General features: G+C 65.4%; 12 protein-coding genes and 1 riboswitch. Of the genes, 7 read left to right on the top strand and 5 right to left on the bottom strand.

Going from position 1 to position 22,661, the window contains the following annotated elements; all coding sequences use genetic code 11:
- Together WA950_RS07390 and WA950_RS07385 are read left to right on the top strand one after the other, a co-directional pair.
- Entirely contained in the window at positions 1-735 is a 735-nt protein-coding gene (locus WA950_RS07390) for a precorrin-2 C(20)-methyltransferase (RefSeq protein WP_424551053.1), read from the top strand.
- On the top strand, positions 732-1,496 hold the full coding sequence (locus tag WA950_RS07385) for a precorrin-3B C(17)-methyltransferase (RefSeq protein ID WP_424551052.1): 765 nt from the start codon (positions 732-734) through the stop codon (positions 1,494-1,496). Before WA950_RS07390 ends, WA950_RS07385 begins: the two co-directional genes overlap by 4 nt.
- On the opposite strand, the gene WA950_RS07380 is transcribed toward WA950_RS07385, so the two are convergent.
- A complete protein-coding gene (locus WA950_RS07380; RefSeq protein WP_424551051.1) occupies positions 1,460-2,230 on the bottom strand; it encodes a cobalt-precorrin-6A reductase in 771 nt (256 codons plus the stop codon). The two genes, WA950_RS07385 and WA950_RS07380, sit on opposite strands and share 37 nt — an antisense overlap.
- Between WA950_RS07380 and cbiE the strand changes: the two genes are divergently transcribed.
- Together cbiE and cobM are read left to right on the top strand one after the other, a co-directional pair.
- A complete protein-coding gene (gene cbiE, locus WA950_RS07375; RefSeq protein WP_424551050.1) occupies positions 2,214-3,485 on the top strand; it encodes a precorrin-6y C5,15-methyltransferase (decarboxylating) subunit CbiE in 1,272 nt (423 codons plus the stop codon). The genes WA950_RS07380 and cbiE overlap by 17 nt on opposite strands.
- Positions 3,482-4,243 (top strand): precorrin-4 C(11)-methyltransferase, encoded by a 762-nt coding sequence (gene cobM, locus WA950_RS07370; RefSeq protein ID WP_424551049.1) that lies wholly within the window; start codon positions 3,482-3,484, stop codon positions 4,241-4,243. Before cbiE ends, cobM begins: the two co-directional genes overlap by 4 nt.
- Here the strand turns inward: cobM and WA950_RS07365 are convergent.
- Positions 4,240-5,094 carry a LysR family transcriptional regulator gene (locus WA950_RS07365; protein ID WP_424551102.1) on the bottom strand — a complete coding sequence of 285 codons (855 nt, stop codon included), beginning with the start codon at positions 5,092-5,094 and terminating at the stop codon, positions 4,240-4,242. The genes cobM and WA950_RS07365 overlap by 4 nt on opposite strands.
- Before the next feature lie 86 nt (positions 5,095-5,180).
- On the opposite strand from WA950_RS07365, the gene WA950_RS07360 reads away from it, so the two are divergent.
- Positions 5,181-6,206 (top strand): YeiH family protein, encoded by a 1,026-nt coding sequence (locus tag WA950_RS07360; RefSeq protein ID WP_424551048.1) that lies wholly within the window; start codon positions 5,181-5,183, stop codon positions 6,204-6,206.
- Positions 6,207-6,212: 6 nt separating this feature from the next.
- Here WA950_RS07360 and metH read toward each other — a convergent pair whose 3' ends face one another.
- A complete protein-coding gene (gene metH / locus WA950_RS07355; protein WP_424551047.1) occupies positions 6,213-10,004 on the bottom strand; it encodes a methionine synthase in 3,792 nt (1,263 codons plus the stop codon).
- Positions 10,005-10,086: 82 nt separating this feature from the next.
- Positions 10,087-10,302 carry a hypothetical protein gene (locus WA950_RS07350; RefSeq protein ID WP_424551046.1) on the bottom strand — a complete coding sequence of 72 codons (216 nt, stop codon included), beginning with the start codon at positions 10,300-10,302 and terminating at the stop codon, positions 10,087-10,089.
- Positions 10,303-10,403: 101 nt separating this feature from the next.
- Positions 10,404-10,622, bottom strand: a riboswitch (cobalamin riboswitch).
- A 407-nt stretch (positions 10,623-11,029) separates the two neighbouring features.
- Here WA950_RS07350 and WA950_RS07345 point away from each other — a divergent pair.
- Together WA950_RS07345 and WA950_RS07340 are read left to right on the top strand one after the other, a co-directional pair.
- Positions 11,030-19,516: a GH36-type glycosyl hydrolase domain-containing protein gene (locus WA950_RS07345; RefSeq protein WP_424551045.1), complete on the top strand. Its 8,487-nt coding sequence runs from the start codon at positions 11,030-11,032 to the stop codon at positions 19,514-19,516.
- Between the two features lie 25 nt (positions 19,517-19,541).
- Positions 19,542-20,714, top strand: a complete 1,173-nt coding sequence (locus WA950_RS07340) for an OpgC family protein (RefSeq protein WP_424551044.1) — start codon at positions 19,542-19,544, stop codon at positions 20,712-20,714.
- A 5-nt stretch (positions 20,715-20,719) separates the two neighbouring features.
- Here WA950_RS07340 and WA950_RS07335 read toward each other — a convergent pair whose 3' ends face one another.
- Entirely contained in the window at positions 20,720-22,477 is a 1,758-nt protein-coding gene (locus WA950_RS07335) for a glucan ABC transporter ATP-binding protein/ permease (protein ID WP_424551043.1), read from the bottom strand.
- Positions 22,478-22,661 lie beyond the last annotated feature (184 nt).

Below are 22,661 nucleotides of genomic sequence, written 5' to 3'. Positions count from 1 at the left end.
ATGGCAATGGCGACGGGACGGCTCTATGGCGTGGGCACGGGACCGGGCGATCCGGAACTCCTGACGCTGAAGGCGGTGCGTGCGATCGGCGAAGCGGATGTACTCGCCTATTTCGCCAAGGCCGGTCGCTCCGGCAACGGGCGCGCCATTGTCGAGGGCCTGTTGAAGCCCGGCATGGTGGAGCTGCCGCTCTACTATCCGGTGACGACGGAAATCGACAAGGACCACGACGACTACAAGAGCCAGATCACGGCCTTCTACGATGCCTCCGCTGCCGCCGTGGCGGAGCATCTTGCCGCCGGCCGCACGGTCGCGATCCTTTCGGAGGGTGACCCGATGTTCTACGGCTCCTACATGCACCTGCATGTGCGGCTTGCCGACCGGTTCCCGACAGAGGTCGTTCCCGGCATCACGGCCATGTCCGGCTGCTGGTCGCTTTCGGGCCTGCCGATCGTGCAGGGCGACGACGTTCTTTCCGTTCTGCCGGGCACGATGGCCGAGGAGCAGCTGTCGCGCCGCCTCGTCGACACCGAGGCTGCCGTCATCATGAAGGTCGGCCGCAACCTGCCGAAAATCCGCCGGGCGCTGGCAAAGGCCGGGCGGCTGGGCGAGGCGATCTATGTCGAACGCGGCACCATGGCGGCAAGCAAGTCCATGCGGCTTGCCGAAAAGCTCGACGACACGGCGCCCTATTTCTCGCTGGTGCTGGTGCCGGGCTGGAGTGGCCGCGGATGACCGGCACGCTTTTCGTAATCGGTACCGGCCCCGGCAATCCGGACCAGATGACGCCGCAAGCGCTCAGTGCCGTCGAGGCGTCGCGCGAGTTCTTCGGCTATTTTCCCTATATCGACCGGCTGAATCTGCGGCCGGACCAGATCAAGGTCGCCTCCGACAACCGCGAGGAGCTCACCCGCGCAGAGGCAGCCCTGACGCGGGCGGCCGCGGGCGTGAATGTCTGCGTCGTCTCGGGCGGCGATCCCGGCGTCTTCGCCATGGCGGCGGCGGTCTGCGAGGCGATCGATGCGGGACCGCAGGAATGGAAGTCCGTCGATCTCGTCGTCGTGCCGGGCGTTACGGCCATGCTGGCGGTCGCCGCGCGCATCGGTGCGCCGCTCGGCCACGATTTCTGCGCCATCTCGCTTTCCGACAACCTGAAGCCCTGGGAAATCATCGAGAAGCGGCTGCGCATGGTTGCCGAAGCCGGCCTCGTCATTGCGCTCTACAACCCGATCAGCAAGGCGCGGCCCTGGCAGCTTGGCAAGGCCTTTGAAATCCTGCGGGAGGTTCTGCCGGCGCAAACGCCCGTCATCTTCGGCCGCGCCGCCGGCCGGCCGGACGAGTGCATGCTGGTCATGCCGCTTGGGCAGGCCGAGGCGGAGCGCGCCGACATGGCGACCTGCGTCGTCATCGGCTCGCCGGAAACGCGCATCATCGCCCGCCCGGACCTGCCGGACCTCGTCTATACGCCGCGCTTCCTGAAGGACGCGACGAGATGATCGGCGAGCCGCAGCGCATCTTCGACCGTCTCGGCGCGGTGGTCGTTCTCCACCGCCGCCCGCTCGACCAGAACGACGGGCAGGCCGAGATTGCGCGCGGCGACGATCTTGCCATGGGTGGCCTCGCCGCCGGAATTCTTGCTGACGACGACGTCGATGCGGTGCGCCTGCAGCAATGCCACTTCCGCCTCGACGGCGAAGGGGCCGCGGGCCAGGAGGTAGTCGACATGCGGCGCATCGAGCGGCGGATCGACGGGATCGACGCTGCGCACCAGATAGTGGTGCTGCGGGGCGGCGTCGAAGGCCTTCGCCTCCTGCCGTCCGATGGCGAGGAAGACGCGGCGCGGCTCAGCGCCCAGCGCCGCCACGGCGTCGGCAATCGAGGCGACGCGCGTCCAGCGGTCGCCCTGCGTTTCCTCCCAGCCGAGCCGTTCCAGCCGCAGCAACGGGATGCCGGTCGTCTCGCTCGCCGCGCGGGCATTGGCGGAAATCTGCTTTGCAAAGGGATGCGTGGCGTCGATGAGGAGATCGACGGCCTGTTCGCGAAGATGGGCAACAAGCCCCGGCACGCCGCCGAAGCCGCCGGTGCGCACCGGCACGGGCTGCGGCGCGGGATCGAGCGTGCGGCCGGCGAGCGACAGCGTGACGGCAAGGTCGGGCCGTTCGGCAAGACGTCCGGCAAGCGCGCGGGCCTCGCTCGTGCCGCCCAGTATGAGGATGCGTCTCTTGTCCACGCCTGATCCAGCCCTTTCCGCCGCCACCCCGTGGCTCACCATCGTCGGGATCGGCGAAGACGGTCTAGCGGGTCTCGGCGACGAGGCCAAGGCCGCCATTGCCGCTGCTGAATGCGTCTTCGGCGGCGCGCGGCATCTGGAGCTTGCCGACGGGGCGATCCGCGGCGAGCGGCAGGTCTGGCTCAGCCCCTTCGAGCGCTCCGTCGAGGCGGTCATTGCCGCGCGCGGCCGCCCCGTCGTCGTGCTCGCCTCGGGCGATCCGTTCTTCTACGGCGTGGGCGTCACGCTTTCACGCCGCATCGCGCGGGCGCAGATGCGTGTCCTGCCCGCGCCGTCCTCGTTCAGCCTTGCAGCCTCGCGCATGGGCTGGGCGCTGCAGGATACAGTCTGCGTCTCCCTGCACGGCCGGCCCCTCGATCTCATTCGCCCGCACCTGCACCCCGGCAGCCGCATCCTCACCCTGACATCCGACAGCGATGGTCCGGCGGCCCTTGCGGGCCTGCTTTCCGAATGCGGCTTCGGTGCCTCGGCGCTTACCGTGCTGGAAGCGCTCGGCGGTGCACGCGAGCGAGTGAGCAGCCACCGGGCCGACCGTTTTGCCCTTTCGGAGGCGGACATGCTGAATGTCTGCGCCGTGGAGGTTACGGCCGGCGAGGGGGCGCGGGTTCTTGCCTATACGCCGGGCCTCGACGACGGCCTCTTCGAGCATGACGGCCAGATCACCAAGCACGAGGTCCGCGCCCTGACGCTTTCGGCGCTCGCGCCGCGACGCGGTGAACTGCTGTGGGATGTCGGTGCCGGTTCCGGCTCCATCGGCATCGAATGGATGCTGGCCGACCCGTCGCTTCGCGCCATTGCAATCGAGGGTCATCGTGAGCGCGCTGCCCGGATCCGCCGGAACGCGAACAGTTTCGGCGTGCCGGGTCTTGCCGTGGTCGAGGGGGTAGCCCCTTCGGCGCTGGCCGGGCTTGCCGCACCGGATGCCGTCTTCATCGGTGGTGGCGGCAGCGAGACGGGGGTAATGGAGGTAGCGCTTGCAGGCCTCAAACCCGGCGGACGGCTCATCGCCAATGCGGTGACGACCGAAATGGAAGCGGTGCTTCTCGCCCATCACGCGCGGCTCGGCGGATCGCTGATCCGCATCGATATCGCACGCGCTTCACCTGTCGGGCAGATGACAGGCTGGCGGCCGGCCATGCCGGTCACGCAATGGCGCTGGGTGAAGCCGGCCAATCAAACCGAGGATACAGAATGACCGTTCACTTCATCGGCGCCGGTCCGGGCGCTGCCGACCTGATTACCGTGCGCGGCCGTGATCTCATCGGCAAATGCCCGGTCTGCCTCTATGCAGGCTCCATCGTCTCGCCGGAACTGCTGCAATATTGCCCGCCCGGCGCGCGCATCGTCGATACGGCGCCGATGTCACTCGACGAGATCGAAGCGGAATATGTCCGTGCCGCCGAAGCGGGCGAGGACGTGGCGCGGCTCCATTCCGGCGACCTTTCCGTCTGGAGCGCCGTCGCCGAGCAGATCCGCCGCCTCGAAAAGCACGGCATCGCCTATACGATGACGCCGGGCGTGCCGTCCTTTGCGGCCGCCGCCGCCGCCCTCGGGCGCGAACTCACCATTCCGGCCGTCGCGCAGAGCCTCGTGCTCACCCGCGTTTCCGGCCGCGCCTCGCCCATGCCAGGTCGCGAGACGCTGGAAGGGTTCGGCGCGACGGGCGCGACGCTCGCCATCCACCTCGCCATCCATGCGCTGAACAAGGTGGTCGAGGACCTGACGCCGCTCTATGGCGCCGATTGCCCGGTGGCGATCGTCGTCAAGGCTTCCTGGCCGGACGAGCGCGTGGTGCGCGGCACACTGGCCGATATCGTGGCGCAGGTCGCGCAAGAGCCGATCGAACGCACGGCGCTGATCTTCGTCGGACGCACGCTGGCGGCGGAGGATTTTCGCGAAAGCTCGCTCTACGATCCCGCCTACCAGCGCCGCTTCCGCGGCCGAGGCGATTAAAGCAGGTCCTCGAATGCCAGGGCGACCTTGGAGCGGTAGCGCTCCTTGTGCCGCAGCAGGCGGAAGGCGCGTTCGGGCAGGTCGAAGGCAATCGGTGCGAGCCGGCCGGCGGCAAGGTCGTCCCGCACGACGAATTCCGAAACGGCCGTCAGCGCATTGCCGCAAAGCACCGCGCTGCGCACCGCCTCGTTGGACGGGAGCGACAGCGCGATATCCAGAGTTTCCTCGTCGAGCACCGATGTCAGGGCGCTACGCGTACCGGAACCGGGTTCGCGCAGCACCCAGCGCGCTCTGGCAAGATCGTCGGGCGTGACGGGTTTTTCCGCCAGCGGATGACCGGACGGCGCGACGATGACGACCCGGTCGCGGGCGACGATGCGTTGCGATAGTGCAGGGTGATCCACCTCGCCCTCAACGAAGCCCAGCTCCGCCCGGCCGCCGAGAATGGCGTCGGCCACCTGCTCCGTGTTGCCGCTCATCATGCGGATATCGATTGCCGGATAGGATTGGCGAAAGCGCATGAGGCGTGGCGGCAGCCAGTAGCCGCCGGCAGTCTGGCTGGCGGCCAGCGCCAGCGTGCCGCGCTTCAGCCCGCCGATTTCGGTGAGGAAGAGGTCGGCGCTTTGCGCACGGGCGAGCGTCGCCCTTGCCTCCGGCAGGAAGGCGAGCCCCGCCTCCGTCAGTTCGATCCGCCGCCCCGTCCTGTGGAACAGGGCCGTCGCGTAGCGCTCCTCCAGCACGCGGATTGCCGAACTGACGGCCGAAGGCGTGAGGTTCAGCGCCTCCGCCGCGCGGGTCAGATGTTCCCGCTCCGCCACCGCGACAAAGATACGGAGTTGTTCCAGTGTCATCATTGTTCGATCCAGTCGAATGAAACATCCGATATTTACCGATGGATCGAACGGTTTTTCAAGCGCACTGTCGGCGCATGGAAAAAATGCCTAACAAACAAACGATCCTTGGAATTCGCGCCTTGCTGCCGGGCATAGTTCTGTCGGCCTTCATTTCCGGCCTTGCAGTGCTTGCCGAACGGCTGGAATTGCGGCTGACGGGGGGCGCGTGGATCGAGGCGCTGGTGCTGGCGATCCTGATCGGCGCCTTTGCCCGGCTGCTGATCCGCCGGCCGGAAGCCTTCGATCCCGGCATCGCCTTTTCGGCGAAGTATTTTCTGGAAGTGGCCATCGTGCTGCTCGGCGCCGGCGTCAGCGCTTCGGCGATCGCGGGCCTGGGCTTGCCGCTGATCGGCGCCATTGCGGCAGTGGTGGCGGTGGCTCTGGTCGCCAGCTATGGAATCGGCCGTGGGCTCGGCCTGTCCCGCCGCGTCGCGCTGCTGGTCGCCTGCGGCAATTCCATCTGCGGCAATTCGGCGATCGCCGCGACCGCGCCGGTCATCCGCGCCGATGCGCAGGACGTCGCTTCCTCCATCGCCTTCACCGCGGTGCTCGGCATGGTCACGGTGCTGCTGCTGCCGGTGCTGGTGCCGCTGCTCGGCCTGTCGGCGACGGGCTATGGCGTGATGGCCGGCATGACGGTCTATGCGGTGCCGCAGGTCCTGGCGGCGACGGCGCCGGTTTCCGCGCTCAGCATCCAGATCGGCACCTTCGTCAAGCTGGTGCGCGTGCTGATGCTCGGGCCTGTCGTCTTCGTGCTGTCGCTCGCCGCGGGCACCGCGGGCGGCCGCCGCCCGGCGCTGCACCGGCTCGTGCCGTGGTTCATCCTCGGCTTTCTCGTCATGCTCGCCGCGCGCAGTTTCGGCCTCATCGATGCCGGGCTGGCGGAGGCCATGAGCAAGGCCGCGACGGTGCTGACCATCCTCTCCATGGCGGCGCTCGGCCTCGGCATCGATCTCCGGCGCGTGATGCGCGCGGGGCCTCGGGTGACGGCCGCAGTCGTGCTGTCGCTCGGCGTGCTGGTTGTCGCCAGCTACGCCATGGTGCTCCAGCTGGGCCTTGCGACGGCCTGATCCGCCTCAGGCCGCGTTGTCGCGAACGGGCGCCGGCACGTAGTTGAGCACCGGTCCGAGCCAGCGTTCCACCTCGGCCACCGCCATGCCCTTGCGGCGCGCATAGTCTTCCGTCTGGTCGCGCTCCACCTTGGCGACGCCGAAATAGTAGCTTTCGGGCGAGCCGATATAGAGGCCGGAGACGGAAGAGCCGGGCCACATGGCGTAGCTCTCCGTCAGGGTGACGCCGATTTCCTTTTCCGCGTCGAGCAGACGGAACAGCGTCGTCTTCTCCGTATGGTCCGGCTGGGCGGGATAGCCCGGCGCGGGGCGGATGCCGGCATAGGGCTCGCCGATCAGCTCCGTCGGGGCAAAGGCCTCGTCCGGTGCGTAGCCCCACAGTTCCTTGCGCACGACTTCGTGCATGCGCTCGGCGAAGGCTTCGGCGAAACGGTCGGCCAGCGCTTTGACGAGGATCGAGGAATAGTCGTCGTTCGCCCGCTCGAAACGCTCGGCAATGGCGATCTCGCCGATGCCGGCGGTGACGACGAAGCCGCCGAGATAGTCCTGCTTGCCGCTGTCGACCGGCGCGACGAAATCGGAAAGCGCGAGATTCGGCCGGCCGTCCCGCTTGGAAAGCTGCTGGCGGAGCGTGAAGAAGGTGGCGACGTCTTCCTGGCGCGCCTCGTCGGTAAACAGGCGGATGTCGTCGCCATCAGCGCCCGCCGGCCAGAAGCCGACGACCGCCTTCGGGGTGAACCACTTCTCCGAGATGATCTGCTCCAGCATCGCCTGCGCATCGGCAAACAGCTGGCGGGCGGCGGCGCCCTGCTTCTCGTCGTCGAGGATCTTGGGATAGACGCCCTTCAGCTCCCAGGTCTGGAAGAAGGGCGTCCAGTCGATATAGCGGGCCAGTTCGGCGAGATCCCAGTCCTGGAAGACGCGCGTGCCAAGGAAGGACGGCGTCTTGGGCTGGTAGGCGGACCAATCGGCCCTGAAGGCGTTCTCGCGGGCCTTTGCGATGGGAAGGCGCTGCTTTTCCGCTTCGCTGCGGGCATGGGCGTCGGCAACCTTGCGGTATTCCGCCTTCAGCGTCTCCACATAGCCGGGCTTCATCTCGGCCGACAGGAGGCTGCCGACGACGCCGACCGCGCGGCTCGCATCGGTGACATAGATCGTCTGGCCCCGGTCATAGCGCGGGTGGATCTTGACGGCCGTATGCACGCGGCTCGTCGTCGCCCCGCCGATGAGAAGGGGGATGTCGAAGCCCTCGCGCTCCATTTCGGCGGCGACATGCACCATCTCGTCGAGCGAGGGGGTGATGAGGCCGGAAAGGCCGATCATGTCGACCTTTTCGGCCTTTGCCGTTTCGAGGATCCTGGTTGCCGGCACCATGACGCCGAGATCGATGATCTCGTAATTGTTGCAGGCCAGCACGACGCCGACGATGTTCTTGCCAATGTCGTGCACGTCGCCCTTGACGGTCGCCATCAGGATCTTTCCGGCGCTCTGCCGCTCGCCGCTGCCGCCGTTGGCAAGCTTCTCGGCCTCCATATAGGGTAGCAGCACGGCGACGGCCTGCTTCATCACGCGGGCGGATTTCACCACCTGCGGGAGGAACATCTTGCCCGCGCCGAACAGGTCGCCGACGACGTTCATGCCGGCCATCAGCGGGCCTTCGATGACGTGAAGCGGCCGCTCGGCATTCTGGCGGGCTTCCTCGGTGTCGATCTCGACGAATTCGGTGATGCCGTTGACAAGCGCGTGTTCCAGCCGCTTTTCCACCGGCCAGTCGCGCCAGGCAAGGTCGCGTTCCTTCGCTTCCTTGCCGCCCGCGCCCTTGAAGCGCTCGGCGATCTCCAGCATGCGTTCGGTCGCGGTGCCGCCGGCCTTGGGCGCGCGGTTCAGCACCACGTCCTCGCAGGCCTCGCGCAGCTCTGCCTCGATCGTGTCGTAGACGGCGAGCTGGCCGGCATTGACGATCCCCATGTCCATGCCCGCCTGGATGGCGTGGTAGAGGAAGACGGCGTGCATCGCCTCGCGCACCGGCTCGTTGCCGCGGAAGGAGAAGGAGAGGTTGGAAACGCCGCCGGAAATATGGACGTGCGGCAGCGTTGCGGTGATTTCGGCCGTCGCCTCGATGAAATCGACGCCGTAGTTGTCGTGTTCCTCGATGCCAGTGGCGACGGCAAAGATATTCGGGTCGAAGATGATGTCCTCCGGCGCAAGACCGGCGACTTCGGTGAGCAGCTTGTAGGCGCGGGTGCAGATCTCCACCTTGCGCGCCTTCGTATCGGCCTGGCCGGTCTCGTCGAAGGCCATGACCACGACGGCGGCGCCATAGGCGCGCACCAGTTTGGCGTGGTGCAGGAAGGCTTCCTCTCCCTCCTTGAGCGAAATCGAATTGACCAGCGGCTTGCCCTGCACGCATTTCAGGCCGGCCTCGATCACCTCCCATTTCGACGAATCGATCATCACGGGAACGCGGGCGATGTCCGGTTCGGCGGCAATCAGGTTCAGGTATTCCGTCATTGCCCGGGCGGAATCGATCAGGCCCTCATCCATGTTGATGTCGATGATCTGCGCGCCGTTCGCCACCTGGTCGCGGGCGACGTCGAGCGCGGCGGCGTAGTCGCCGGCGGTGATCAGCTTGCGGAATTTGGCGGAACCCGTGACGTTGGTGCGCTCGCCGACATTCACGAAGGGAATGGCGTCCGTCAGCGTGAAGGGTTCGAGGCCGGACAGGCGCATGTGGCGGGGAATGTCGGGAATGGCGCGCGGCGTGTGGCGCGCTGCCGCCTCGGCGATGGCGCGGATGTGGTCCGGCGTCGAACCGCAGCAGCCGCCGACGATATTGACCAGCCCGTCGCGCATGAAGCCCTCGATCTGGGCGGCCATTTCCTCCGGGCTCTCGTCATAGCCGCCGAAGGCGTTCGGCAGGCCGGCATTCGGATAGGCGCAGACGAAGGTCTGTGCGACGGAGGAGATTTCGGCAAGGTGCGCGCGCATGGCGTTGGCGCCGAGCGCGCAATTGAGGCCGATGGAGAAGGGGTCGGCATGGCGTACCGAATTCCAGAAGGCCTCCGGGGTTTGGCCGGAGAGGGTGCGGCCGGAAAGGTCGGTGATCGTGCCGGAGATCATGACGGGCAGCTCGATGCCCTTTTCCTCGAACACTTCGCGGGTGGCGAAGATTGCGGCCTTGGCGTTCAGCGTGTCGAAGATCGTCTCGATCAGGATGATATCGGCGCCGCCGTCGATGAGGCCGCGCAACTGGCCGGCATAGGCGGCGCGAAGGTCGTCGAAGGTGACGGCTCGGTAGCCGGGATTGTTGACATCAGGCGACATCGAGGCGGTGCGGTTCGTCGGCCCGAGCGCGCCGGCGACGAAGCGGCGGCGGCCGTCCTTTTCCTGCGCCCGCAAACCGGCCCGGCGGGCAAGGCGCGCGCCGTCGCGGTTGAGCTCGTAGACCATGTCTTCCATGCCGTAATCGGCCTGGGCGATGGTGGTGGAGGAGAAGGTGTTGGTTTCGAGGATGTCGGCGCCCGCAAGCGCATAGCGATAGTGGATGTCCTCGATCGCCCCCGGTTGGGTCAGCGTCAGCAGGTCGTTGTTGCCCTGCTGGTGGCAGGCGCAATTGTCGAAGCGGTCGCCGCGAAAGTCCTCTTCCACAAGCTTCAGCGTCTGGATTTCCGTGCCCATGGCGCCGTCGAGCACCAGGATGCGTTCCCGGGCTGCGGCCTGGAGCGCGGCCAGGATCTCCCGTCCGTTGCGCGGCGTCAGCTCGGGGCCAAACAGGGTGTCCAGGTGAGAATTGGCCATGATGAAGCCCTCCGGTGCAATATTCCTGCACCGGAGTCACATAAAGACATCTTTATGTCAATATGTGTTTGTGTTTGCGGGCCTAGTGCAGCGACCCGTCCGACCCCGCGAGCGAGGCGAACATGGTCCTGAGACGCGCGATATCCGGATCTGCACCGCCATATCGCGCCAGCTTCTGCACCTCCTTTCGCGCCTCGACAGCAAGGTCGGCGCCCCGCGGCTGCCAGAGCAGCCAGGAGATGAAGACGGATTCCGGCTTTCCGGTGCTGGAAGGCTGGTTTTCGGTGAATGCAAGCATTTGTTCCCCAATCGGAAATTGGGGGATGACCGGACGCACGCTGCTGGATTTTCGCCGAATGGCAAAAGCAAACGCACACCATTGGGACACCCCGCCCATGGACGTTACGAGCTGTCAGGGCAGGTCTCCTGGCTTGCGGGTCATAGCTTCTGTCTCGCCTTCCCGGTGTTTTGCACCAGTGGCATCAAGCGACAGCAACTCGCCGTTCACAGTTGCGGGGGCAGCGCCGGTCTTGGCGCTCCGTTAGGAGCATCGCACCGGCTTCCCTCTTAGCCTCCGAGCCGTAGACGACTCGGAAGACCCTGACGGCGGCCAGATTGTCGTGACGCTGCGGTCGAGTCAATGGCCGCCTCGGTCATGCACAGGGGCGGGAACTTTTCTTCGATCCGCGCATTTCCTCTTTTCCTGCACCATGTGCCGGCTCGCCATATGGGAGGGCTGGCGATTCATCAAAACCGTAGATGAGGGTCCATGCTGTGCCATCCGGTCCTGTTGACAGGTTGCAAGTCTTTGTCCTTACGGCTAAAAAATGCCGTTTTCATGCACCACGCGGCCAGGATGCCAACAAGCGTGTCGCCTGAGCCATCTCCATCCGTGAAGCGCCATGAGGGCGCGGTCCGGTGTCATGGCTGATCGCGGCACCGAGATGAAGCTTGCCCGCGAAAAACCCTTCGGCGCAAAGGCCGCCGCCGGATGGTTCCATATGGCCGGATCCAGAATCAGAAACATGCTCCTTCAAAATACGCCGCAAGCTCCGCGCGATGCCGATGCCAAGCAGATCGACTATAACGATTCGATCCGCGCTACCTATCTGACGCTGGAGGCGCTGGCCGCCTGCGGCGAAGCGCTTGCGCGCGACAAGACGGTATCCCTGCCCGGCTACCGCCCTTTCGAATTCCGGCCGCGGCACAAGGAAAACGAGAAGGAGATCTTCCGCGTCTACCAGGTGACCGCCAAGGACGTGGAGGCCGGTGCGCAGATCACGCCGGCTGCCGAATGGCTGCTCGACAACTACTATGTCATCGAAGAAGCGATCCAGGAGGTCCGGCGGGACTTTCCACGCCAGTTCTTCCGTCAGCTTCCCACCATCGAGGTCGACGGGCAGCAGATTCCGCGCACGCTGGCGCTTGCCTGGCTCTATGTCGCCCATACGCACAGCAATGCTTCCGAGGAAAGCCTGACCGCCTTCGTGCAGGGCTTCCAGAGACTGGATGCGCTGAAGATCGGCGAATTGTGGGCGCTGCCGTCCTTCGTCCGTTTCGTTCTGCTCGAAAACCTCCGCCGCATTTCCAGCCGCGTGGAGCGCTCGCGCAAGATGCGCTTCAAGGCGAACGAGGTGGCCGACGAACTGGTGCGCCTCAACGATCCGGAAAAGTGCATCGCGCAACTGTGCTCGATGGAGAGCTTTACCGAGGACAATACCTTCGTCATCCAGCTTCTCTATCGCCTGCGCGACGGCCTCCAGGCCTCTGGCGCGGTGATCCAGTGGCTGGAAGGCAAGATCGAGAGCCGCGGCAGCGACCTCGAGGAATTGATCGTTGCGGAAAACAACCGCCTTTCCTCCGGCAACGTCACGATGAGCTCGCTGATCAAGAGCCTGCGCACGCTGGACGATACGGAATGGCCGGTCTGGTTCGAGAGCGTCAGCCGCCTCGACGAGGCGCTGCGCCAAGGATCGGACTACAGCGATCTCGATTTCGGTTCGCGCAACAAATACCGCAATTCGATCGAGCGCTTTGCCCGCCGCTCGGGCAAGACCGAGCTGGAAGTCACCGAGACTGCACTCGCCATGACGGCGGAGGATAGCGCGGCGCATGGGCAGGACAGCGACCACGAGGTCAATGTCGCCGCCTTCCTCGTCGGCAAGAAGCGCAAGCTCCTCGAAAAGCGCATCGGCTACCGCCCGACGATCGTCCAGCGCATCGTGCGCCTCACCCGCAAGCTCGACTGGCTGGCGATCGCCGGCCCCAATATCGCCCTGACGCTGCTGGCGATGGTCGCGGTTTATTATTTCCTCGACCAGCTCGATATTCCCGATGGCGCATGGCTGATCATGCTCATCCTCTTTGCGCTGCCGGTGTCAGAAGGCGCGACGGGCCTTTTCAATACGCTCGTCACCCTCTTCGTGCCCCCCTCGCGCCTGGTCGGCTACGAGTTCAAGGACGGCATTCCGCAAGATGCGCGTACCCTTGTCGCCGTGCCCTGTCTGATTTCCAAGCGCGACCATGTCGATGAACTGGTGCGCAATCTTGAGGTCCACTATCTCGCCAATCCGCGCGGCGAGATCTACTTCGCACTGATCAGCGACTGGGCCGATAGCCAGGTAGAGGAAACGCCGGCCGATCTCGACGTGTTCGACTATGCCAGGCGCGAGATTGCAGCGCTCTCCGACCGCTACGGACAGGACGGCCGCACGCGCTTCTACTTCCTGCACCGCCGCCGCCTCTACAATCCGTCGGAAGGCGCGTGGATGGGCTGGGAGCGCAAGCGCGGCAAGCTGCACGAGCTCAACCTTCTGCTGCGCGGCGATGGCGATACGACTTTCCTGCCGGGCGCCAACATCGTCCCGGCGGATGTCAAATATGTCATGACGCTCGATTCCGACACGCGCCTGATGCGCGATGCGGTGACGAAGCTCGTCGGCAAGATGCACCACCCGATCAACCGCCCCGTCATCGACGAAGCGACGGGCAGGATCACGGCCGGCTATTCCATTCTCCAGCCGCGCGTCACGCCCTCGCTGACAACAGGCAAGGAAGCTTCCACCTTCCAGCGTATCTTTTCCGCCGACCGCGGCGTCGATCCTTATGTCTTCACCGTTTCCGACGTCTACCAGGACCTTGCCGGCGAAGGCACGTTCACCGGCAAGGGCCTCTACCACGTCGACGCCTTCGAGGCCGCCGTGAAGGGCCGCATCGCGGAGAACTCGGTGCTGAGCCATGACCTGCTCGAAGGCTCGCTCTCGCATTGCGCGCTGGTGACGGATGTCGAACTCGTCGAGGATTTCCCGACACGCTACGGCGTGGAAACCTCGCGCCAGCACCGCTGGGCGCGGGGCGATTGGCAGCTCCTGCCCTATCTGTTCAGCCCGTCGAGCGGGATTTCCATGCTCGGCCGCTGGAAGATGTACGACAACCTGCGCCGCAGCCTCATCCCGATTGCCTGGCTCGTCGCCTCCGTCATGGGCTGGTACTACATGGAGCCGCGCCAGGCGCTCATCTGGCAGCTCGTGCTGATCTTCCTGCTCTTCGTCGCCCCGACGCTCTCGCTGATCTCGGGCATCATGCCGCGCAGCAGCGACATCGTCGCGCGCGCCCATGTGCATCGCGTCTTTTCCGATATCCGCGCCGCCAATGCCCAGGTTGCGCTGCGCATCGCCTTCCTCGCCCATTCGGCGGCGTTGATGGCCGATGCCATTGCCCGCTCGGTCTACCGCACCTTCGTCAGCCGCAAGCTGATGCTGGAATGGCGCACGGCCGCGCAGGCCGACAGCCTCGCGCGCGGCGGCATCCTCGCCCACTACAAGTCGATGTGGCAGGCGCCGGCGCTGGCCGTCATTTCGGTGGCGCTCGCCATGATCTCGAGCACGGGCTTGCCCTTCATCGGTATTCCCTTTGCCCTCGTCTGGGCGCTCTCGCCGATGATCGCCTGGTATGTCAGCCAGACGGCGGAGACCGAGGACCAGCTTGCCGTCTCCGATCATGTTGCCGCCGAACTGCGCAAGATCGCGCGGCGGACCTGGCGCTATTTCGAGGAATTCGTCACCGTCGAGCAGCATTTCCTGCCGCCGGACAATTTCCAGGAAACGCCCCAGCCGGTGCTTGCCGAACGCACCTCGCCGACCAATATCGGCGTCTACCTGCTCTCGGTCATCTCCGCGCGCGATTTTGGATGGCTCAGTTTCGAGGAGGCGGTGCACCGTCTCGAGCAGACCATCGCCACGGTTGACGGCATGCCGAAATATCGCGGCCATCTCTACAACTGGTATCGTACCAACACGCTGGAAACGCTCGGCCCCCGCTATATCTCGGCGGTCGACAGCGGAAACCTCGCCGGCCACCTCATCGCCGTCTCGTCCATGTGCCGCGAATGGGCCGAAGCCCCCTCCGCGCATCTTCAGGGCAGCCTGGACGGCATCGGCGACGTCGCCGCGATCCTCTCCGAGACGCTGACGCAGCTGCCGGACGACCGCAAGACCGTCCGACCGCTCCGTCACCTGATCGAGGAGCGCATCGAGGGCTTCCACAACGCGCTCGCCGCCGTCAAGCGAGAGCACGAATTCGCCTCCATCCGCGTCATCAACCTCTCGGTGCTGGCGCGCGACGTCAACAAGCTGATCGTCAACCTGGATCACGAGATCAGGTCGTCCGAAAGCGGCGAGCTGGCCAAATGGGCCGGCGCACTGGTCGCCACCTGCGAGGCGCATATCGCCGACAGCGTCTTCGACCTCGGCAGCATCGAGCAGCTGCGCGATCGCCTGATCGTGCTGCGCGACCGCTCGCGCGACATCGCCTTCTCGATGGATTTCGGCTTCCTCTTCCGGCCGGAACGCCGCCTGCTCTCCATCGGCTACCGCGTGGAGACGAACGAGCTGGATGAGGCCTGCTACGACCTGCTCGCCTCAGAGGCGCGCCTCACCAGCCTCTTTGCCATTGCCAAGGGAGACCTTCCCACCGAGCACTGGTACAAGCTCGGCCGTCCGGTCGTACCGGTCGGCTCGCGCGGCGCGCTCGTCTCCTGGTCGGGCTCGATGTTCGAGTATCTCATGCCGCCGCTCGTCATGCAGGAACGCCAGGGCGGCATCCTCAACCAGACGAACAATCTGGTGGTCGTCGAGCAGATGAACCACGGCCGTCGCCTCGGCACGCCGTGGGGTATTTCGGAAGCGGCCTTCAACGCCCGCGACCATGAGCTGACCTACCAATATACCAATTTCGGCGTGCCGACGCTCGGCCTCAAGCGCGGCCTCGGCCAGAATGCCGTCATCGCGCCCTATGCCTCGCTGCTTGCCGCGCAATATGCGCCGAAGGAAGCGCTCGAAAACCTCGAGCGCCTGCGCAAGCTCGGCGCGCTCGGCGTCTACGGATTCCACGATGCGGTCGACTTCACGCCGACCCGCGTGCCGGAGGGCAAGACCTGCGCCGTGGTGAAGAACTACATGGCGCACCATCACGGCATGTCCATTGCCGCCGTCGCCAACGTCGTCTTCAACGGCGCGCTGCGCGAGCGCTTCCATGCCGACCCCGTCATCGAGGCGGCCGAACTGCTGCTGCAGGAAAAGGCACCGCGCGACATTCCGGTCATCAACGCCAAGCGTGAGCCGGAAACCGTCGGCAGCACCCAGGCCGACCTCCTGCGCCCGGAAATCCGTATCTTCAAGGATCCGATCTCGCGCGAACGCGAGACGGTGTTCCTGTCGAACGGCCACTATTCGGTCATGCTGACGGCGACCGGCGCGGGCTATTCGCGCTGGAACGGCCAGTCCGTCACGCGCTGGAAGCCCGACCCGACGGAAGACCGCTGGGGCTCCTTCATCTTCCTGCGCGATACGGCGACGAACGAATGGTGGTCCGCCACCGCCGAGCCGAAGCGCATCGAAGGCGAGGAAACGAAAACCCAGTTCGGCGACGACAAGGCGGAATTCATCAAGACCGTCGGCAAGCTGACGAGCGAGGTCGAGTGTATCGTCGCCACCGAGCATGATGCCGAAGGCCGCCGCCTGACGCTGCTCAACACCGGCACGGAAGACCGCTTCATCGAAGTGACCTCCTATATGGAGCCGGTGATTTCGACGGACGACGCCGACAGCGCCCATCCGCTCTTCTCGAAGATGTTCGTGCGCACCGAGATCGGCGAGCGCGGCGATGTCATCCGCGCCGAACGCCAGAAACGGAACCCGAACGAGCCGGACATGGCGATCGCCCACCTGATCGTCGACAGCGCAGGTCCCTCGCGCCGCACCGAGGTGGAGACGGACCGCCGCCGCTTCATCGGCCGCGGCCGCTCGCTGGCGACCGCCGCCGCCTTCGATGCCGGCGCACAGCTTTCCGGTACGGACGGCCTCACGCTCGACCCGATCATGGCGCTGCGCCGCGTGGTGCGGGTGCCGGCCGGCAAGAAGGTCAAGGTCATCTTCTGGACCATTTCCGCCCCGAGCCGTACCGAGGTGGACGCCGCCATCGACCGCTACCGTCACCCGGACACCTTCAACCACGAAATGATCCATGCCTGGACCCGCTCGCAGGTGCATTTGCGCCATGTCGGCGTGACCTCGCAGGAGGCCGCGAGCTTCCAGATGCTCGGCCGCTACCTCACCTATCCGGACATGCATCTTCGCGCCGATGCCGGCACCATCGAGACGGGGCTTACCGCGCAGTCGGCGCTGTGGCCGCTGGCCATTTCCGGCGATTTCCCGATCTTCGTGCTGCGCATCAACGAAGAGGCCGACCTCGACGTTGCCCGCGAGGCGCTGCGCGCGCAGGAATATCTTCGCCACCGGGGCGTCACGGCCGATCTCGTCATTCTCAACGAGCGGTCCTCCTCCTATGCGCAGGACATGCAGCACACGCTCGACCAGATGTGCGAAAACCTGCGCATGCGCGGGCAGTCCGATGGCGTGCGCCAGCATGTCTTCACGGTCCGCCGCGACCTGATGGAAGGCTCGACCTGGCAGGCGCTGCTGGCGACGGCCCGCGCCGTCTTCCATGCGCGAAACGGATCGATTGCCGATCAGGTCGCCCGCACCGCATCTCTCTTCTCGACGCCGCGCGACGAGGTGGAGACGACCGCGGAAGCGCCGTTGCCAAAGCTTTCCGCACCGGCCGGTGAACCTGTCGCCATCGACGGCGAGGGCCTTTCCTTCTGGAACGGGTTCGGCGGCTTCAATGATGACCGCCGCGAATATGCCGTGCGGCTGCGCGGCGGCGAAGCGACGCCGCAGCCGTGGATCAACGTCATCGCCAATCGCGAATTCGGCTTCCATGTCTCGGCCGAAGGGGCCGGTTTCACCTGGAGCCGCAATTCGCGCGATTTCCAGCTGACGCCCTGGACCAACGATCCGGTCATCAACCGTCCCGGCGAGGCCTTCTACGTGCGGGATCGCGCGCGCGGCACGGTGATGACACCTTTCGCGGCGCTCTCGCGCAAGGCGACGGTGAAGTTCGAGACCTGGCACGGCCTCGGCTACACCGCCTTCCGTAGCTGGGAGGACGATATCGAGCTCGATCTGGTGCAGACCGTCGACCCGCAGGACCCGGTCAAGTATTCGCGCCTCGTCGTGAAGAACACCGGCGATACCGAACGCAGCCTCTCCGTCTACGGCTATGTCGAATGGGTGCTGGGCAACAATCCCGTCAAAACCGCGCCCTTCGTGCTGACAAGCCATGACGAGGAGAGCGGCGCGCTCTTTGCGACCAACCCCTACAGCCTCGGTTTCGCCGGCCGGACAAGCTTTTTCGCTGTCGATGCGCCGCTTGCGGGCTTCACCGCGAGGCGTCGCGACTTCATTGGCCGGACCGGCGACATCGTCCAGCCGGCGGCCGTTGCAACGGGGCAGGCGCTTTCCGGCAATGCCGACGGTCTTGGCGATCCCTGCGCGGCGCTTTCCGTGGATATCGTGCTGAAACCGGGCGAGAAGCGCGAGCTTGTCTTCGTGCTCGGCGATACGGCGGATGCCGACAGCGCCCGCGCGCTTGCGGGCAAGGCGCGTGACGCCGATTTCGATACGGTCATGGCGTCCACACGGGCCTTCTGGGAGAACTTCACCGGCGCGCTTCAGGTCAGGACGCCGGATGCGGCGCTCGACCGCATGGTCAACGACTGGCTGCCCTATCAGGCGCTGGGCTGCCGTATCATGGCGCGTTCCGCCTTCTATCAGGCGAGCGGCGCCTATGGCTTCCGTGACCAGTTGCAGGATACGCTTGCCTTCATCCTGCATCGTCCGGAACTTGCCCGGGCGCAGATACTCAACGCCGCCTCGCGCCAGTTCGTCGAGGGCGACGTGCAGCATTGGTGGCTGCCGGACAGCGGCGCGGGCGTGCGCACGATGATTTCCGACGACGTGGTCTGGCTTGCCCATGCGGTGGAATATTATTGCCGCGTCACCGGCGACCGCGACGTGCTCGACGAGAGGCTTGCCTTTATCGAGGGTGCGCCGCTCGCCGAGGGGCAGCACGATGCCTTCTTCACGCCGGATCGCTCGGGAGAGGAAGCGCCGCTTTACGACCATTGCGCCCGCGCGCTCGACCTCGCCCTCCGGCGTACCGGGGAGAACGGCCTGCCGCTGATCCTCGGCGGCGACTGGAACGACGGCATGAACCGCGTCGGCGAGGCCGGTCGCGGCACCAGCGTCTGGCTCGGCTGGTTCCTCGCCGGCACGCTGCGCGGCTTCATCCCGATCGCCCGCGAGCGCGGCGATCATGGCCGCGCCGACCAGTGGGAAGGCCATCTCGGTCGCCTGAAGCAGGCCCTCGAAACCGCGGGCTGGGATGGCGGCTACTATCGTCGCGGCTACTATGACGATGGAACGCCGCTCGGCTCAGCCGACAGCGCGGAATGCCGCATCGATTCCATCGCGCAGAGCTGGAGCGTGCTCTCCGGCGAGGGCGACAAGCAGCGTTCGCGTCAGGCGATGGATGCCGTCATGGCCGAACTCGTCGACAGGGAGAACGGCATCATCCGCCTGTTCACCCCGCCGCTTTCCGAAACCCCGCAGGATCCGGGCTATATCAAGGCCTATCCGCCGGGCGTGCGCGAAAACGGTGGCCAGTATACCCATGCCGCGACCTGGGTCGTGCTGGCGCTGGCGCGACAGGGCCGGGGCGATGACGCCTATGCCTGCCTCGACCTCCTCAACCCGGTCAAGCACGCGCTCGACGCGGAGGCTGCCGAACGCTACCGCGTCGAGCCCTATGTGGTGGCGGCCGACGTCTATGGCGAAGGCGAGGGTACGGGCAGGGGAGGCTGGAGCTGGTATACCGGTTCTGCCGGCTGGCTCTACCGCGCGGCTGTCGAGGGCATCCTCGGTATCCGCAAGGAGGGTAATCGCCTCTTCGTCGACCCGGTGCTGCCGGCAGCATGGAGCGGCTACAGCGCGACGTTGACGCTGGACGGCAGGAAGCTGTCGATCCGTGTCGATCGCCTCGATGACGGCGGATGGCAGGCAATTGTGAACGGTGCCGTCATCAAATCTTCAAACGAGGGCTATTTGCTCTGATCCACATGATGTGGATCGGAGCGCTATGACAGACAGACATGGACCGGTGGGCGTCGTGCCGCGGCAACGCGACACACGCCTCGACGTCTTCCGGGCCCTCGCCCTCCTGACGATCTTCGTCAATCACGTTCCGGGCCAGTATCTGGAACACCTGACGCACAAGAATTTCGGCTTCTCCGATTCGGCGGAAGCCTTCGTGCTGATCTCCGGCATGTCCGTCGGCCTTGCCTACGGGGCCCGCTTTGTCGTCGGCGAGCGGCTGGCCGTGACGTTGCGCATCCTGCGCCGGGCGCTGACGCTCTATGTCGCGCATATCATGACCAGCATCATCACCTTCGCCATCTTCGCGGGCGGGGCGCTGTGGTTCTCACGGCCGGATCTTCTCTCGGAGATCAACCTGCGTGCCGTCGTCGACCGCACCGAGCAGGGCGTCGTCAGCATGGTGCTGCTCGGCCACCAGTTCGGCTACAACAACATCCTCTCCATGTATGCCGCGCTATTCCTGATGCTGCCCGGCTTCCTCTGGCTCTACCGGCGAAGCTCGCGTCTGCTGCTTGCCGTGTCCGGCACCATCTGGCTCTGTGCCGGCATCTGGCGGATCGCCCCGTCGAACTTTCTCGACGACGGCTACTGGTTCCTCAACCCGCTTTCCTGGCAGTTTCTCTTCGTCATCGGCTTTGTCGGTGTCCTGCGGGCGAAGGCGAAGGGGTTTGCGCGCAATCCCGTTCTGATGATTCTGGCGGCGGCCTATCTTGTCGTTTCGCTGCTTTGGGTCGTGTTGTCGTGGTGGAGCATCGACATCTCCTATGGGCTGCCAGCGGTGCTGACCGGTTTCGACAAGACGTTCCTGTCGATCAGCCGCCTCCTGCATGTGCTGGCTGGCGCCTATCTGGTGGCGACCATCCCGTTCCTGTCGAACTGGGCCGCCCTGCCGCTGTCCCATCCGCTGGTCGCCATCGGCCGGCATTCGCTGGCCGTCTTCGTCTTCGGCACCATCCTTGCCATGGCGGGTCAGGTGTTGATGTTCGTGACGGGCAAGAACCCGCTGTTCGGCACGCTCTATGCCGTCGCGGGCATTGCCCTGCATTTCGCCTATGCCCGCTATCTCGACTGGCAGGCTGCCGTCATCAGCCAGAACGCAAAACGGCAGGGCCTGCAGGCCCTGCCGGTAAAAAGTCGCGATACCCGAAAGCGGTAGGGCCGTCAGGCGGCCGTGTAGCTCTTGCGAACGTCGTCGTCCGTCAGGATGCCGCTCGCCCTCAGGAGTGCGGCGAAGCGGCCGTTGCTATGGCTGAGGTCGCTGAACGTGCCCATCTCGGCGATCTGGCCGTGATCCATGAACACGACGAGATCGGCCTCGCGAACCGTCGACAGGCGGTGTGCGATGATGAAGGTCGTGCGGTTGCGGCGCAGTGAATCGATCGCCGTCTTCACGCGGGCTTCCGTTTCCACGTCGAGCGCGCTGGTCGCCTCGTCGAGCACGAGGATCGGCGCGTTCTTGAGGATGGCGCGGGCAATCGCGATGCGCTGGCGCTCGCCGCCGGAAAGCCGGTTGCCGCGCTCGCCGACATGGGTCTCATAACCGCTCTGGCGCGAGGTGATGAAGTCGTTCGCCGCCGCTGCTTCCGCAGCCGCCATGATCTCCTCCTCCGTCGCACCCTCGCGGCCGAGACGGATATTGTCGGAAATCGAGCGGTTGAGCAGGCCCGCATCCTGGAACACGGTGGCGATCGAGCGGCGCAGCGACTTGCGCGTCACCTTCGAAATATCGATGCCGTCGATGAGGATCTGGCCGGAATTCGGCTCGTAGACGCGTTGCAGCAGGTTGACCAGCGTCGTCTTGCCAGCGCCCGTCGGGCCGACGATGGCGACGGTCTGGCCGGCCTCAACGGTGAAGGACACGTCGCGCACGCCCTGCGTCGCATTGGCGAAGTCGAAGCTGACATTGCGATACTCGATCTTGCCCTTGACGTCGCCGAGATCGCCGGCGCCGGCGAGTTCCTCGCGGTCCTTCACGGCGTCTTCCAGCGTGAAGAAGTCTTCCAGCTTGGCGCGGGCCTCGAAGATCTGCGTGGCAAACGCCTTCATCTGGTCCAGGCGGCCGATGAGCAGGCCGGCAAAGCCGATGAAGGCGATGACGTCGCCGACCCGGATTTCGCCGCGCTGCACGAGCACCGTGCCGATGACCAGGATCGTCATCATGGAGATGGTCGAGGCGATGCGGTTGAGCGCGCTGGCCAGCGCCCACCAGTCGAGCACGGGGAACTGCGCGTTGATCAGCCGCTCGGCAAAACGCTTCAATTCGCGCGTCTCGGCCTCGATGCGGTTGTAGCTGTGCACGACCGAGACGTTGCTGATGGAGTCAGACACGTGTGAGAAAACGGTGTGGTAGTGGTTCTCGACCGAGGCCTGGCCTTCGCGCGTGCGGTTCATCACCATCTTGCCGATGATGACATAGAGCACGCCGAGCACGACCAGCACCAGCGACAGGCGGTAGTCCATCGCAAAGGCGGTCGGGACAAGAAGGACGAGCGCCACGGCGGTGGCCAGATGCGTGCGCATGAATTCGAGCCAGAGGCCGAACAGCGTCTCGCAGGCGCGCAGCAGCGTGTGCAGGGCGTTGGAGGTGCCGCGCTGGCTATGCCAGGCAAGCGGCATGGATATGATGCGGCCGAAGGCTTCCGTCAGAAGGTTCGCGCGCCGGCCATGCGCCAGCCGGTCGGCCTCGCGGGCGACAAGCACATAGGCGATGGTGTTGAACAGGCCGAAGCCCGCCCACATCAAAAGCATGGGCGTGACGTCGCCCTTTGTCGATATGGCATCGATGATGCGGCCGAACAGGATCGGCTCGGCGATGGTGATTACCGCGAGCACCACGTTGGCCGCAACCACCAGTCCGACGCGAACCTTGTAGATGCCGAGATAGCTGAGAGCTCTTGCATAAACCTGAAACAAAGACACGGGAGCGAAGCCTTTCCGGCAGTACCTTGGTGTTGTGCGTAAAACGCAGTTTCATGCCTCTTCGCTGCGGGGTCTGCTCAGCGGAAGGGGCAAAACTTCTTGGTGGAACGGCAAATTTGAGGAAGAGCCTGAAATTTTGCCTGATTTTGCGATTTGCGTGTCGCGATACCCTTGGAGCGATTGA

The organism is Shinella sp. (assembly GCF_049651085.1).
Classification (GTDB): Bacteria; Pseudomonadota; Alphaproteobacteria; order Rhizobiales; family Rhizobiaceae; genus Shinella.
The sequence above is the reverse complement of the archived record's forward strand: the minus strand, read 5'-3'. Positions and strand labels throughout refer to the sequence as shown.

What these genes read in the sequence shown, in the direction of transcription:
- WA950_RS07365 (WP_424551102.1), bottom strand. Translation starts at nt 5,094, where the DNA reads ATGACACTGGAACAACTCCGTATCTTTGTCGCGGTGGCGGAGCGGGAA.
- WA950_RS07350 (WP_424551046.1), bottom strand. Translation starts at nt 10,302, where the DNA reads ATGCTTGCATTCACCGAAAACCAGCCTTCCAGCACCGGAAAGCCGGAA.
- WA950_RS07345 (WP_424551045.1), top strand. Translation starts at nt 11,030, where the DNA reads ATGCTCCTTCAAAATACGCCGCAAGCTCCGCGCGATGCCGATGCCAAG.
- cbiE (WP_424551050.1), top strand. Translation starts at nt 2,214, where the DNA reads ATGCGTCTCTTGTCCACGCCTGATCCAGCCCTTTCCGCCGCCACCCCG.
- WA950_RS07340 (WP_424551044.1), top strand. Translation starts at nt 19,542, where the DNA reads ATGACAGACAGACATGGACCGGTGGGCGTCGTGCCGCGGCAACGCGAC.
- WA950_RS07360 (WP_424551048.1), top strand. Translation starts at nt 5,181, where the DNA reads ATGCCTAACAAACAAACGATCCTTGGAATTCGCGCCTTGCTGCCGGGC.
- metH (WP_424551047.1), bottom strand. Translation starts at nt 10,004, where the DNA reads ATGGCCAATTCTCACCTGGACACCCTGTTTGGCCCCGAGCTGACGCCG.
- WA950_RS07390 (WP_424551053.1), top strand. Translation starts at nt 1, where the DNA reads ATGGCAATGGCGACGGGACGGCTCTATGGCGTGGGCACGGGACCGGGC.
- cobM (WP_424551049.1), top strand. Translation starts at nt 3,482, where the DNA reads ATGACCGTTCACTTCATCGGCGCCGGTCCGGGCGCTGCCGACCTGATT.
- WA950_RS07385 (WP_424551052.1), top strand. Translation starts at nt 732, where the DNA reads ATGACCGGCACGCTTTTCGTAATCGGTACCGGCCCCGGCAATCCGGAC.